Here is a 12,767-nt window from a genome sequence, read left to right as displayed (position 1 = left end):
CCTATGACACCGGTTAAACTGGTGTCATGGACAACGAGATCATCGAACTCACCGATCGTGCATGGCAGGCCAACCGCGGGGGCGACGCCGTCTTCTACGACAAGTTCCTCACCGACGACGCGATCAGCGTCTCGCACTGGGGCGTGGTCACCGACCGCGACGCGATCCTGCGCGGGTTCGCCGAGAACCGGAACCCGTACACGCGCACCGAGCAGTCCGACCACAAGATCGTCAGGCTTACGGACGACAGCCTCGTGCACAGCAGCACCGTCGAGATCGACGTCCAGGCGGAAGGCGCCGGTCCGATGACCATGCGGCTGTACGCCACGACCGTGCTGGTGCGCAGGGACGGGGAGTGGAGGGCCGCCTTCTTCCAGGTGAGCCCGACGCCGAACCGGTAGACCGGAGACACGCACACCGAACCGGTAGGCCGGAGACGCGTACGCCGAGCAGATCGACCGGAGACACCACACCGAGCCGGTAGGCCGGAGACACGCGGAGAGCCCCGCCCGGGGTCGGGCGGGGCTCTCCGCGTATTCGAGCGTCGTGGTGCTCAGGCGGCCGAGGAGGCCATCTTCCTGAGCCTGGCCAGCGCGTCGCGCTCGATGCGCCGCGCGCGGTCACGGCCGATGCCGTAACGCTCGCCGACCTCCGTCAGCGTGTGCTCGCGCCCGTCGACCAGCCCGTAACGCCAGCGCAGCATCTCGCTCGTGTCGCCCTCCAGCCCGTGCAGCCACTCGTCGAGCCGCTCGCGCTCCAGGATGTCGATCGCCTGCTGCTCGGGGTCCGCCCACGTCTCGTCGGCGATCATGTCGCCCAGCTCGGTCTCGTCCTCGTCACCGACGCCCAGCTGCAGCGACACCGGGTCGGAGGCCCAGCGGCGCAGCTCGCGCACCCGCTCGATCGGCAGGTCGAGCGTCGCTGCCAGGTCGTCGTCGGTCGGCTCCACGTCGAACTCGGCCAGCATGTCGCGCCGCACCCGCATCAGCCGCGTCATCTGCTCGCCGGCGTGCGTGGGCAGCCGCACCGGCCGCGCCTGCTCGTGGATCGCCCGCCCCACCGACTGCCTGATCCACCACGTGGCGTAGGTCGAGAACTTGTACCCGCGCCGGTAGTCGAACTTCTCCACCGCGCGCACCAGGCCCAGGTTCCCCTCCTGGACCAGGTCGATCAACGGCATGCCGCGCCCGGAGTACTTGCGCGCGACCGCCACCACCAGCCGGAGGTTGGCCTGGATGAACTCGTCCTTGGCCCGCTGCCCCGACACCGCCAGCGCGTTGAGCTCCTCGTCGAGCGCGTCCCCGATGCGCGGCTCGCTGCCCCCGCTGTCGAGTATCTGCTCGGCGAAAAGCCCCGATTCAATGCGCTTGGCCAGGTCTACCTCCTCCTCGGCACTGAGCAACGGGACCCGCCCGATCTCGGCCAGGTAGGTCCCAAGCAGATCGCGATCCGCGACCGCCTGCTCCTGCGTGCGATTCCCCGTAGGCCTTGCCATCCCCAGGCACCTCGTTCCCGCAGCTGCGTTCTATACCCCGGCAACGTCCGGCCCGGGGCAAAGATTCCCCCAAGAACTACGCCGATCGGATGGTTTCTCGCCTCCTCCTTCAGGAGGAGAAAACGCGCGTAATCATCGGTACTCCGGGGCGATATGCGAGGTGCACATAACTCGGCGCGTCAAGAACGACCAGGTCAGCGCGGTTGCCGGCGCAGATCACGCCGATGTCGTCACGCCGTAGCGCCCTGGCTCCGCCGTACGTTGCAGCTCTGATCGCCTCCAAAGGCGTCATTCTCATTTCCCGTACGGCGAGCGCGATACAAAAGGCCATCGACGACGTGAACGACGAACCGGGATTGCAGTCGGTGGCGATGGCCACGGTGGCGCCCGCGTCGATCAGCCTCCTGGCGTCGGGGTAGGGCGAGCGGGTGGAGAACTCCGCGCCGGGCAGCAGCGTGGCCACCGTGTTCGACGAGGCCAGCGCCTCGACGTCGGCGTCGGTGAGGTGGGTGCAGTGGTCGGCGCTGGCCGCGTCGAGTTCCACGGCGATGCGCACGCCCGGCCCTTCGGTGAGCTGGTTGGCGTGCACGCGGGGCAGCAGCCCCGCCTTCGTCCCCGCGGTGAGGATCTCCCGCGTCTGGTCGCCGTCGAAGGCGCCGCGCTCGCAGAAGACGTCGACCCACTTCGCGTACGGCGCGCAGGCCGCGAGCATGTCGCCGGTCACCAGCCGCACGTAGGCGTCGGCCTCGATCCCCTGGGGCACGACGTGGGCGCCGAGGTAGGTGGTCTCCTCGGTGACCTGCCGGGCCAGGCGCAGCGCCCTGGCCTCGTCGTCGACGGTGAGCCCGTAGCCGCTCTTGATCTCGACGGTGGTGGTGCCCTGGGCGCGCATCTCGGCGACGAGCGCCCGCATGCGCGCGTCGAGTGCCTCCTCGGAGGCGGCGCGGGTGGCCGCGACGGTGGTGCGGATGCCTCCCGCGCTGTAGCTCTGGCCGGACATGCGGGCGTTGAACTCCGCCGTGCGGTCGCCCGCGAAGACCAGGTGGGCGTGGCTGTCGACGAAGCCGGGGATGACGGCGCGTCCCTGCGCGTCGTGGCGCTCGTCGGTCTGGGGGGCCCTGCCCGACTCTCCCACCCACTCGATGCGGTCGTCCTGGATGACGACCGCCGCGCCGGTGAGCTCCTCCCGCTCGGGGTCGCCGGTGTACAGCAGGCCGATGTTGTCGATGAGCAGGCTCACCTGAGGGCTCCAATCGCTTCGGCCAGCGCCTGGCCGGTGTTTCCCAGAACATGCCGGCCGTCCTCGACGATCCGGCGTCCGCCCGACACGACGCTGTGCACGTCGGCCGCCGTGGCCGCGAAGACCACGGCCTCGGCTCCCGCCGTGCCCGCCGTACGGACCGAGTCCGTGCGCACGGACACCAGGTCCGCCCAGGCGCCCGGCACCAGCATCCCGGCGTCGGGGAAGCCGAGCGAGGCGTGCCCGGCCGAGGTGGCGGCGGCCAGCAGCTCGGCGGCGGGCCAGTGGCCGCGCTTCTCGCTGGCCAGCCGCTCGTTCAGCTCGACCGCCCGCGCCTCCTCGAACAGGTCGATCACCGCGTGGCTGTCGGAGCCCAGCGTGATCGGCGAGCCGTGCTCGAACAGGGTGCGGGCGGGCCCGATGCCGTCGGCCAGGTCGCGCTCGGTCGTCGGGCACATGCACACCGCGGTGCGCGAGTGGCCGAGCAGGTGCACGTCGACCTCGCTCAGGTGGGTGGCGTGCACGGCCGTGGAGCGCGGGCCGAGCGCGCCGTGCTCGTGCAGGAGCTGCACCGGCGTGGCCGAGTACATGCGCACGCACGCGTCGTTCTCGGCGCGCTGCTCGCTGACGTGGGCGTGCAGCGGCGCGGCGTGGCGGTGGGAGAACTCGCTCACGACGTGCATCTGCTCGGGCGGCACCGCGCGGACCGAGTGGACGGCGGCGCCGATCTCGACGTCGTGCTGCCCCGTGTAGGCGGCGGCGAGCCCCTCGGCCCTGACCGCCCACTGCTCCGCCGTACCGTCGCCGAACCTGAGCTGCGCGCCGGCCAGCGCCGTGCCGACGCCTCCGGTGAGGTAGCAGGTGTCGAGGAGCGTGATGCGCAGGCCGGCGTCGCGCGCGGCCCGCACGAGCGCGTGGCCCATCTCGTTGGGATCCTGGTACGGCACGCCGCCGGGACCGTGGTGCAGGTAGTGGAACTCGCCCACGCAGGTGACGCCGGCCAGCGCCATCTCCGCGTAGACGGCCCTGGCGAGGTTCAGGTACGACTCGGGGTCGAGCGTGGCCGCGATCGAGTACATCTGGTCGCGCCAGGTCCAGAAGTCGCCCTTGCCCGCCTGGGTGTGGCCGCGCAGCGCCCGGTGGAAGGCGTGGGAGTGGGCGTTGGCCAGGCCCGGGATCGTCAGTCCCGCCAGCCTCTCCGCGCTGCCCTGCGCGCCCTGGCCGATCCGGGCGATCCGCTCGCCCTCGACCTCGATGAGCATGCTCTGCGCGAGCCCGTCGGGCAGCCACGCGTGTTCGCACCAGTACGTCGTCATCGGGTCAACTCCTCGAGCACGCCCGCCAGCGCGGCGACACCCGCCTCGCAGTCGGCCCGCTCGGCGTGTTCCTCAGGAGAGTGGGAGATACCCGTCGGGTTGCGCACGAAAAGCATCGCGCTCGGCACGCCGGCCCCGGCCAGGATCCCGGCGTCGTGCCCGGCGCCGGTCGGCAGCACGGGCACCATCATCCCGGGCCCGCCGGGAGCGCCGAGCGCGCGGTGGGCGGCGACCGCCACCCGCTCCCTGAGGGCGACGTCGAAGTCCACGACGGGAGTCCACGACTCCTCGCTGACCGCGGCCCCCTCGGACAGCTCGGCGACCAGCGCGCGCACCTCGGCCTCGCCGGCGCCGCGCGAGTCGAGCCAGGCCGACACCAGCCCGGGGATGGCGTTGGCGTTGTTGGGCGAGACCCGCAGCTTGCCGAAGGTCGCCACCACGCCGTGCTTGACCGCGGCCTCCCGCGCGGCCAGTACCTTGGCCGCGTAGGCGAGCATCGGGTCGTCGCGGTCCTCCAGCCGCGTGGTCCCGGCGTGGTTGGCCTGGCCGCGGAAGTCGAAGCGCCAGCGCCCGTGCGGCCAGATCGCCGACGCGACGCCGACGGGGCAGTCGTGGTCGGCCAGCCCGCGGCCCTGCTCGACGTGGAGTTCGACGAACACCCCGATCCGCGCCAGCGTCTCGGGGTCGGCTCCCAGGTCCTCGGGCTTGCGTCCCTGCCTGGCCAGCACCTCGCCGAGCCGGTCGCCGTCGTCGTCGGCCAGGCCGCGGGCCCGCTCGGGGTCGAGCACGCCCGTCAGCAGCCGCGAACCCATGCACGGCACCCCGAAACGCGCTCCCTCCTCGTCGGTGAAGCAGGCGACGCCGATCGGCTTGGACGGGGTGAAACCCCGCTCCCTGAGCAGGTCGACCGCCTGGAAGGCGGAGACGACGCCGAGCGGCCCGTCGAACGCGCCACCCTGCCGCACCGAGTCGAGGTGGCTGCCGGTGACCACGCCCGGCTCGCGCGAGGAGTCGCCCCACCAGGCCCACTGGTTGCCGTTGCGGTCTTCGTGCAGGTCCAGGCCGCGACGGGCGGCCTGGTCGCGGAACCACTCGCGCAGGGTCAGGTCGGCGGCCGACCAGGCGTCACGCACGTAGCCGCCGGTCGAGGGGTCGAGCCCGATGCGGGCCAGGTCTTCGAGCATGGATCCCACTGTAGTGAATGACTTCATTCACCGGGAAGCTCACACGCCCGCCGAGGAGGTCAGGACCGCGGGCGCGGGCGCAGCGTCAGATCCGTGAGGTGCGCGTCGGGTCCCGCCTCCAGCGCGGCCACGATCGCCCTGGCCACCGAGTCGGCCTCCAGGTAGTTGGACGGCTCGAACTCCTCGCCCTCCTGCTCGCGCACCGATCGCTGCATGTCGGTGGCGATGCGCCCGGGGTACACGGTCGTCACCCGCAGACCCGGCTCCTCCTGCCGCAGCACGTCGGCGAAGGCGCGCATGGCGAACTTCGAGGCGGCGTACGACCCCCATCCGGCGTTGGCGTTGAGCCCGGCGCCCGAGTTGACGCAGACCACGTGGCCGGAGGCGGCGCGCAGGGCGGGCAGCAGCAGCCGGGTCAGCTCGGCGACGGCGACCACGTTGACCTCGTAGGTGTCGCGCCAGACCCGCGCCGGAGTGTCGGCGACGGAGCCCAGGCGCACCACGCCGGCGCTGTGCACCAGCACGTCGAGCCGGTCGAGCTCGGGCAGGTCGGCCGCGGTGACCGAGGTCAGCTCCACGGGCCAGACGGTGGCGCCGGGCAGCTCCGCGGCGAGGGCGTCGAGCGCGGCGCGGTCACGGCCGCCCAGGACGAGCCGGTGGGTGGGCGCCAGGGCGCGGGCCAGGGCGGCGCCCACGCCGCGGGAGGCTCCGGTGATCAGTGCGGTCTTCACGGTTGACATCATACTCAAGTTTGTATTCAAATTTGAGTATGTCCTCGACGCGCCTGCTGATCCTCGGCACCCTGCTCGACGAGCCGCTCACCGGCTACAGGGTGCGTCAGACCCTGGAATTGTGGGGCGCCGACAGCTGGGCCAACGTGGCCTTCGGCTCGATCTACCACGGGCTCGCCAAGATGGCCGACGAGGGCCTGCTGGAGATCGTCGAGGTCGGCAAGGGCGGCAAGACCGTCTACGGCATCACCGACATGGGCCGCCTGCAGTTCCATCGCATGCTGGTCTCCGGCTGGCACGAGATCCAGCCGATCGTCGACCCGTTCCAGGTCTCGCTGATGTTCATGGACCGGATGGAGCGCCCGGCCCTGCTCGCCGCGCTGGCCGCGCGGATAAAACACCTTGAATTCACCGTCGAGATGTACAAGCGTTCCATCGGCGGCAAGCAGGCCTTCGGCGCCCCCCGCCACGTCGACGAGAACCTGCGCCTGTCCATCGGCATGCTCGAGACCCAGCTGGCCTGGTGCCGGCAGGCGGTCGGACGAGTCGAGGACGAAGACCTCCCCTAACCAAGAGGAGACATCCCCCCGATGATCATCAATGCGCAGAAACTGCGTAAGACATTCACTACTAAATCCAGAAAAGGCACCCAGACCGTCGAGGCGGTCAAAGAGGTCAGCCTGCAGGTCGACAAGGGCCAGATCTACGGCGTCCTCGGACCCAACGGCGCCGGCAAGACCACCACCATCCGGATGCTGGCCACGCTCATCACCCCCGACTCCGGCACCGCCACGGTGGCCGGGCACAACCTGCTCAAGGAGCCCGGCCTGGTACGGCGCAGCCTGGGCTACGTCAGCCAGGCCGGCGGGGTCGACGAGAACGTCAGCCCCCGCGCCCAGATCACCTTCGGCGCCAGGATCTACGGCGTCGCCGACGTCGAGACCGCCGTCGAGAGCGTCCTCAAGCGCCTCGACCTGGTCGAGTTCGCCGACCGGCCCGCCCGCACCCTCTCCGGAGGCCAGAAGCGCCGCGTGGCCATCGGCCTGGGCCTGGTGCACAGCCCGCCGCTGCTCTTCCTCGACGAGCCCACCACCGGCCTGGACCCGCAGAACCGCGCCAACCTCTGGGACCGCATCGCCGAGCTGCGCGAGCAGGGCACCAGCGTGCTGCTGTCGACGCACTACCTGGAGGAGGCCGACGCCCTGTGCGACCGGCTGGCGATCGTCGACCACGGCGTGATCGTGGCCGAGGGCACCGCCTCCGAGCTCAAGCGGCAGATCCAGGGCGATGTGATCTCGCTGCGCCTTGACGACCCCGGCCGCGGCGCCGAGGTGCTCACGCCGCACGCCAAGGAGACCCGCGTCGACGACGACGTGCTGCGCGTCTACGTCGACGACGGCGAGCACACCCTGGCCTCGCTGCTGCGCACCCTGGAGGAGCAGCATCTCCAGATCAAGTCCATCGCCATGACCAGCGCGACCCTGGACGACGTCTTCCTGGCCAAGACCGGCCGTTCGCTGCGTGACACCGGAGCAGAATCATGATCCGCGACACCTGGTTGTTCTTCGGGTACGAGATGCGCGCGCTCATGCGCAACCCGGTCTGGCCGCTGCTCGGGCTGATGCAGCCGGTGCTCTACCTGCTGCTGTTCGCCCCGCTCTTCGCCGGGCAGGCCTTCAACGGAGACATGGGCAAGGCGCTCGACGTCTTCGCGCCCGGCATGCTCGTCATGACGGCGCTCTTCAGCTCCTTCACCGCGGGCTACGGCACGATCATGGAGCTGAAGTCCGGAGTGCTGGAGCGGCTGGCGGTCAGCCCCGCCTCGCGTCCGTCGATCCTGCTGGGCCGCATGCTGCGCGACACCGTGATGCTGCTGGTGCAGTCGGCGGTCTTCCTGGTGCTCGGCTTCGTGCTCGGCATGCGGATCGGCGTCCTCGCGCTCGTGCTGATGCTGCTGCTGATGGTCGCGACCGGGCTGATGGCCGCCGGAGCCGCCTACGGCCTGGCCCTGGCGACCAAGGACGAGAACGCCATGGGCTCGATCATGCAGTTCGTCATGCTCCCGCTCATGCTGCTGTCGGGCGCGCTGCTGCCGATGGCCTACGGGCCCGACTGGCTGGAGAAGGTCGCCTGGTTCACGCCGTTCTACCACCCGACGGAGGCCGGGCGCGCCCTGTTCGCCAGCGACTTCGGCGACCTCAACGTGGTGCTCGGCTTCGTCATCATGCTGGGCCTGGCCGCGCTGACGATCTCGTGGTCGGTGCGCGGGCTACGGCGGCTCGCCGGGTAGGAAGATGCCGGCCTCGTCGGAGGAGCGTTCGTAGTCTTCCAGCCGGGCCTGGGTGCGCAGCGGCGCCGCGTCGGCCATGGCCTCCACCAGGGCCATGGCCACCGCCAGCGGAGCGGCGTGCGAGTCGAAGACCAGCCTGTCGCCGACGGGCGCGTCGAGCGTGATGTCGGCGGGCAGGCCCGGCCGGTCGGTGATCACCACGCGCCTGAGCCCCAGCTTGTCGGCGTACTCCAGCGCCTGGATCGACTCGGCGGGATAGCGCGGCAGCACCACGGCGAGCACCCACTGTGCGCCCGCGCGCTGCACGATGCGCAGCCCGTCGAGCAGTTCGGAGCCGCCGTGGGTGAACAACCGCACGTCGGGGTGGATGAGCCTGGCGTAGTAGCCGAGCGTGGTGGCCAGGCCGGCCGAGACCCGCAGACCGAAGATCGGCAGCGGGTCCGCCGCGGCCAGCGCCTCCCCCGCCTCCTTGATCCGCAGAGGAGCCGGCGGCGCTTCGTCGCTGCCGGCTTCCACGGCAGGGGTGCCGTCGAGCCGGGAACGGAGCAGGCCGAGGTTGCGGATCTCGCCGTCGATCGCGCTCTCGATCAGGCCGGGCGCGTCAGCCGTACGGCCCAGCACCAGCGGCCTGAGCGCCTGGCGCAACTCCGGATAGCCGGCGAAACCCAGCGCCACGGCGAACCTCGTCACCGACGGCTGGCTGACGCCGGCCCGCTCGGCCAGCTCGACGCTGGACAGGAAGATCGCCTCGTCGAGGTGTTCGGAGAGGTAGAGGGCGATCCTGCGCTGGGCGGGCGACAGCCGTACCCCGTCGAGGAGCCCGCCGAGACCGCCCATCACCCCACCCGCCTTCTCAGGACTCGCGCATCGGGATGCGCACCCCTCGATTCTCCGCCACCTCTACGGCCTCGTCGTACCCGGCATCCACATGGCGCATCACGCCGGTGCCCGGGTCGTTGGTGAGCACCCGGCTGACCTTCTCGCGCGCCAGCGCGGAACCGTCGGCGACGGTGACCTGGCCGGAGTGGATCGAGCGCCCGATGCCGACCCCGCCGCCGTGGTGGATGGAGACCCACGCGGCGCCGGACGCGGTGTTGAGCATCGCGTTGAGCAGGGGCCAGTCGGCGATGGCGTCGGAGCCGTCGGCCATGCCCTCGGTCTCGCGGTACGGCGAGGCGACGGAACCGCAGTCGAGGTGGTCGCGGCCGATCACGATCGGGGCCTGGAGCTCGCCGGAGGCCACCATGTCGTTGAAGCGCTCGCCCGCCAGGTGCCGCTCGCCGTACCCGAGCCAGCAGATACGCGCGGGCAGCCCCTGGAAGTGCACCCGCTCGCCCGCCATGCGGATCCAGCGCGCCAGCTGCTCGTTCTCGGGGAACAGCTCCAGGATCGCCTTGTCGGTCCTGGCGATGTCGGCCGGGTCGCCCGACAGCGCCGCCCATCTGAAGGGGCCCTTGCCCTCGCAGAACAGCGGCCGGATGTAGGCGGGCACGAAGCCGGGGAAGGCGAAGGCCCTGGTGTAGCCCGCGAGCTGCGCCTCGCCGCGGATGCTGTTGCCGTAGTCGAAGACCTCTGCTCCGGCGTCGAGGAAGCCGACCATGGCCTCGACGTGCCTGGCCATGGACTCGCGCGCCTTCTGCGTGAACCCGGCGGGGTCCTTCTCGCGCTCGGCGGCCATGTCGTCGAAGGCCACCCCGACCGGCAGGTACATGAGCGGGTCGTGCGCCGAGGTCTGGTCGGTGACGATGTCGATCTCGGCGCCCTTGGCCAGCAGCTCGGGCAGCGCCTCCGCCGCGTTGGCCACCACGCCGATCGACAGCGGCCGGCGCTGGTCGCGGGCTTCGTAGGCCAGGCGCAGCGCCTCGTCGAGGTCGGCGGCCTCGACGTCGAGGTAGCGGTGCTCGATGCGGCGCTTGACGCTGCGCGGGTCGCAGTCGATGCAGATCGCGACGCCGCCGTTCATGGTGACGGCCAGGGGCTGGGCTCCGCCCATGCCGCCGAGGCCGGCGGTCAGCGTGATCGTGCCGGCCAGGGTGCCGTTGAAGCGTTTGGCGGCGACGGCGGCGAAGGTCTCGTAGGTGCCCTGCAGGATGCCCTGGGTGCCGATGTAGATCCACGAGCCGGCGGTCATCTGCCCGTACATGGTCAGCCCGGCCGCCTCCAGCCTGCGGAACTCCTCCCAGTTGGCCCAGTCGGGCACCAGGTTGGAGTTGGCGATGAGCACGCGCGGCGCCCACTCGTGGGTGCGGAACACGCCGACCGGGCGGCCCGACTGCACCAGCAGGGTCTCGTCGCCCTCCAGCGTGGTCAGGGTGCGCACGAGCGCGTCGAACGACGGCCAGTCGCGTGCCGCCTTGCCCGAGCCGCCGTAGACGACCAGCTGCTCGGGGTGCTCGGCGACCTCGGGGTCGAGGTTGTTCTGGAGCATGCGCAGGGCGGCCTCCTGAGGCCAGCCCTTCGCGGTCAGCGTGGTGCCGCGCGGTGCTCTGACGGTCCGGCTCATGGCCACCCCTTCGTGAATGAACCTATTCAAAGGCAGATTACACGGAGAGGCGGCCTTCGGTCGTCAGGCGGTCAGGAACTGGGTGGCGGCCAGCTCGCGGTAGAGGTCGTCCTCCCCCACCAGCTCGTCGTGGGTGCCGACCGCCCGCACGGCGCCGCCCTCCATCACCACGATGCGGTCGGCGTTGGTCACGGTCGAGAGACGGTGCGCGATCACCAGCACCGTGGTCTCCGCCGCCACCTCGGCGATCACCTCGCGCAGCCGCAGCTCGTTGACCGCGTCGAGCTGCGAGGTGGCCTCGTCGAGCAGCAGCAGGCGCGGCTTGCGCAGCAGCGCCCTGGCGATGGCCACCCGCTGCCGCTCGCCGCCGGAGAGCAGCACGCCCCGGTGGCCGACCGCGGTCTCCAGGCCCTCGGGCAGGCGCGAGACCAGGTCGTCGAGCCTGGTGCGCCTGATGGCCCGGCTCAGCTCCTCCTCCGTGGCGTCGTTCGCGGCGAAGAGCAGGTTCTCCCTGAGCGTGCCCGCCAGCACCGGAGCGTCCTGCTCGACGTAGCCGAACGAGGCGCGCAGGTCGTTGAGCGGCCAGTCGCGGATGTCGCGCCCGCCGACCGTGATCGTGCCCTCCTGGTGCTCGTAGAAGCGCTCCAGCAGGGCGAAGACCGTGGACTTGCCCGCGCCGGAGGGCCCGACGAGGGCGGTCAGGCCGCCGGGCGGCACCTCGAAGCTGACGCCGTTGTGCACGGTGGGCCGGTCGTCGCCGTAGCGGAAGTGCACGTCCTGGAAGGTCAGCCCGACGGGCTCGTGCGAAGCCGTACCGACGGCGACGCCGGTCTCCTCGGCGGGCAGGTCCTCGACCTCCTTCATGCGCTGCAGCGCGGCCAGGCCGTTCTGGACCAGGATGGCACCCTGCACGAGCTGGCCGATGGGCATGACCAGGAAGAACAGGTAGAGGAAGAAGGCGATCAGCTCGGCCACCTCCAGCGCCCCGGAGGCGACGCGCGCGCCGCCGATGGCGAAGACCGCCACGAAGGCGATCTGGAAGGCCACCCAGGTGGAGACGCCCGCGAGCGAGCCCCACACGGCGACCTGAACGCCGCGCTTGCGCGCCCGTTCCGCGGCGTCGCCGACGATGGCGATCTCGCGCTCCTCCACGCCGCTGGCCTTGACCGTGCGGTAGGCCTGCAGGGCCCGGTCGAGGACCGCGCCCATGTCGCCGACCGCCTCCTGGGCCTTGAACTGGGCCTTCTGGATGCGCGGCATCAGGGTGGCGACCATGCCGCCGACCACGACCAGCACCAGCAGGGTGACCAGGAAGAGCACGCTGTCCTTCAGCGCCATCAGCACGATCGCGCCGATGAGCATGAAGAAGGCGCCGATCGACTCGATCAGGCCGTTGGTCAGCACCGTGCGCAACAGGGTCGTGTCGCCCGTGACCCGCGACAGCAGGTCGCCGGGCTTGAGCCGGTCGACGTCGGCGACCTTCAGGCGGAACATGCGGTCGACCAGCTTGCGGCGGGCGTCGTAGACGATGCCCTCACCGGTGCGTTCCATGATGTAGCCGCCGAAGGCCATGATCGCCGCACCCACGATCACGGCGACCGTCAATCCGATCAGCAGTCCTCCGACGGGTTCGCCGGAGCCGAAGGCGTTGACGATGTACTCGGCCACCTGGGGGATGGCCAGCGCCGCCCCCGAGCCGAGCACGGACAGCAGGCCGCCCACCACCAGGATCGAGCGATGGGGGCGCAGATAGGCGAACAAGTCACGCAGGGGGGCTTTGGGCCCGGGGTCGACGGTGCCCTCGGGGCGTTCCTGACTCATGCCTGCTCCAACGTTTCAGGGGTCGGGTTCTACACCGGTCAACCTAAATTGACGACCTAAGTATGTCAACCAAAGTTGACTTCTACTCCCTGAGAAGGAGATGCAATCCGCTCGCCCACTCGCGACGAATAGAGCGTCGAGGAACCCGGCCGGAACCTCTTCTCTCCGACAGTCACGAGACAAGGAC

At 70.8% G+C, this 12,767-nt stretch carries 12 protein-coding genes; 4 read left to right on the top strand and 8 right to left on the bottom strand.

What is annotated here, in order from left to right:
* Positions 1-26: 26 nt before the first annotated feature.
* Positions 27-401: a nuclear transport factor 2 family protein gene (locus ACIBH1_RS19355; protein ID WP_397315165.1), complete on the top strand. Its 375-nt coding sequence runs from the start codon at positions 27-29 to the stop codon at positions 399-401.
* A 152-nt stretch (positions 402-553) separates the two neighbouring features.
* On the opposite strand, the gene ACIBH1_RS19350 is transcribed toward ACIBH1_RS19355, so the two are convergent.
* The 5 genes from ACIBH1_RS19350 to ACIBH1_RS19330 all read right to left on the bottom strand — a co-directional run bounded on the left by ACIBH1_RS19350 (position 554) and on the right by ACIBH1_RS19330 (position 5,975).
* Positions 554-1,495, bottom strand: coding sequence for an RNA polymerase sigma factor RpoD/SigA (locus tag ACIBH1_RS19350; protein WP_397315164.1), 942 nt, complete (start codon positions 1,493-1,495; stop codon positions 554-556).
* A 109-nt stretch (positions 1,496-1,604) separates the two neighbouring features.
* Positions 1,605-2,735 carry an imidazolonepropionase gene (gene hutI / locus ACIBH1_RS19345; protein WP_397315163.1) on the bottom strand — a complete coding sequence of 377 codons (1,131 nt, stop codon included), beginning with the start codon at positions 2,733-2,735 and terminating at the stop codon, positions 1,605-1,607.
* The gene (locus tag ACIBH1_RS19340; RefSeq protein WP_397315161.1) at positions 2,732-4,051 is read right to left on the bottom strand and encodes a formimidoylglutamate deiminase; all 1,320 of its coding nucleotides are present in this window, start codon (positions 4,049-4,051) and stop codon (positions 2,732-2,734) included. Before ACIBH1_RS19340 ends, hutI begins: the two co-directional genes overlap by 4 nt.
* Complete coding sequence (locus tag ACIBH1_RS19335) at positions 4,048-5,235, bottom strand: allantoate amidohydrolase (protein ID WP_397315160.1); 1,188 nt, start codon at positions 5,233-5,235, stop codon at positions 4,048-4,050. Before ACIBH1_RS19335 ends, ACIBH1_RS19340 begins: the two co-directional genes overlap by 4 nt.
* Positions 5,236-5,294: 59 nt before the next feature.
* Positions 5,295-5,975: an SDR family oxidoreductase gene (locus tag ACIBH1_RS19330; protein ID WP_397315332.1), complete on the bottom strand. Its 681-nt coding sequence runs from the start codon at positions 5,973-5,975 to the stop codon at positions 5,295-5,297.
* 29 nt (positions 5,976-6,004) lie between these two features.
* Here ACIBH1_RS19330 and ACIBH1_RS19325 point away from each other — a divergent pair, with 29 nt between their 5' ends.
* From ACIBH1_RS19325 to ACIBH1_RS19315, 3 genes are read left to right on the top strand one after another with little or no spacing between them, the layout of a single operon-like run.
* Positions 6,005-6,535 (top strand): PadR family transcriptional regulator, encoded by a 531-nt coding sequence (locus ACIBH1_RS19325; RefSeq protein WP_397315159.1) that lies wholly within the window; start codon positions 6,005-6,007, stop codon positions 6,533-6,535.
* A 21-nt stretch (positions 6,536-6,556) separates the two neighbouring features.
* Positions 6,557-7,510 (top strand): ATP-binding cassette domain-containing protein, encoded by a 954-nt coding sequence (locus ACIBH1_RS19320; RefSeq protein WP_397315158.1) that lies wholly within the window; start codon positions 6,557-6,559, stop codon positions 7,508-7,510.
* Positions 7,507-8,256 carry an ABC transporter permease gene (locus ACIBH1_RS19315; protein ID WP_397315157.1) on the top strand — a complete coding sequence of 250 codons (750 nt, stop codon included), beginning with the start codon at positions 7,507-7,509 and terminating at the stop codon, positions 8,254-8,256. The genes ACIBH1_RS19320 and ACIBH1_RS19315 overlap by 4 nt, the downstream gene beginning before the upstream one ends.
* Here ACIBH1_RS19315 and ACIBH1_RS19310 read toward each other — a convergent pair.
* The 3 genes from ACIBH1_RS19310 to ACIBH1_RS19300 form a co-directional block, all read right to left on the bottom strand.
* A complete protein-coding gene (locus tag ACIBH1_RS19310) occupies positions 8,236-9,093 on the bottom strand; it encodes a MurR/RpiR family transcriptional regulator (protein WP_397315156.1) in 858 nt (285 codons plus the stop codon). The genes ACIBH1_RS19315 and ACIBH1_RS19310 overlap by 21 nt on opposite strands.
* A gap of 16 nt (positions 9,094-9,109) precedes the next feature.
* On the bottom strand, positions 9,110-10,759 hold the full coding sequence (gene hutU, locus ACIBH1_RS19305) for a urocanate hydratase (RefSeq protein ID WP_397315155.1): 1,650 nt from the start codon (positions 10,757-10,759) through the stop codon (positions 9,110-9,112).
* Between the two features lie 63 nt (positions 10,760-10,822).
* Complete coding sequence (locus tag ACIBH1_RS19300) at positions 10,823-12,580, bottom strand: ABC transporter ATP-binding protein (RefSeq protein ID WP_397315154.1); 1,758 nt, start codon at positions 12,578-12,580, stop codon at positions 10,823-10,825.
* Positions 12,581-12,767 lie beyond the last annotated feature (187 nt).

It is taken from the genome of Nonomuraea sp. NPDC050663 (assembly GCF_044456985.1).
Lineage (GTDB): Bacteria > Actinomycetota > Actinomycetes > Streptosporangiales > Streptosporangiaceae > Nonomuraea.
The sequence above is the reverse complement of the archived record's forward strand: the minus strand, read 5'-3'. Positions and strand labels throughout refer to the sequence as shown.

Bases quoted from the DNA above. Each gene is read 5' to 3' on its own strand.
- ACIBH1_RS19300 (WP_397315154.1), bottom strand. From the start codon at position 12,580: ATGAGTCAGGAACGCCCCGAGGGCACCGTCGACCCCGGGCCCAAAGCC.
- ACIBH1_RS19335 (WP_397315160.1), bottom strand. From the start codon at position 5,235: ATGCTCGAAGACCTGGCCCGCATCGGGCTCGACCCCTCGACCGGCGGC.
- ACIBH1_RS19325 (WP_397315159.1), top strand. From the start codon at position 6,005: ATGTCCTCGACGCGCCTGCTGATCCTCGGCACCCTGCTCGACGAGCCG.
- ACIBH1_RS19320 (WP_397315158.1), top strand. From the start codon at position 6,557: ATGATCATCAATGCGCAGAAACTGCGTAAGACATTCACTACTAAATCC.
- hutU (WP_397315155.1), bottom strand. From the start codon at position 10,759: ATGAGCCGGACCGTCAGAGCACCGCGCGGCACCACGCTGACCGCGAAG.
- ACIBH1_RS19310 (WP_397315156.1), bottom strand. From the start codon at position 9,093: ATGGGCGGTCTCGGCGGGCTCCTCGACGGGGTACGGCTGTCGCCCGCC.
- ACIBH1_RS19315 (WP_397315157.1), top strand. From the start codon at position 7,507: ATGATCCGCGACACCTGGTTGTTCTTCGGGTACGAGATGCGCGCGCTC.
- ACIBH1_RS19330 (WP_397315332.1), bottom strand. From the start codon at position 5,975: ATGTCAACCGTGAAGACCGCACTGATCACCGGAGCCTCCCGCGGCGTG.
- ACIBH1_RS19340 (WP_397315161.1), bottom strand. From the start codon at position 4,051: ATGACGACGTACTGGTGCGAACACGCGTGGCTGCCCGACGGGCTCGCG.
- ACIBH1_RS19355 (WP_397315165.1), top strand. From the start codon at position 27: ATGGACAACGAGATCATCGAACTCACCGATCGTGCATGGCAGGCCAAC.
- ACIBH1_RS19350 (WP_397315164.1), bottom strand. From the start codon at position 1,495: ATGGCAAGGCCTACGGGGAATCGCACGCAGGAGCAGGCGGTCGCGGAT.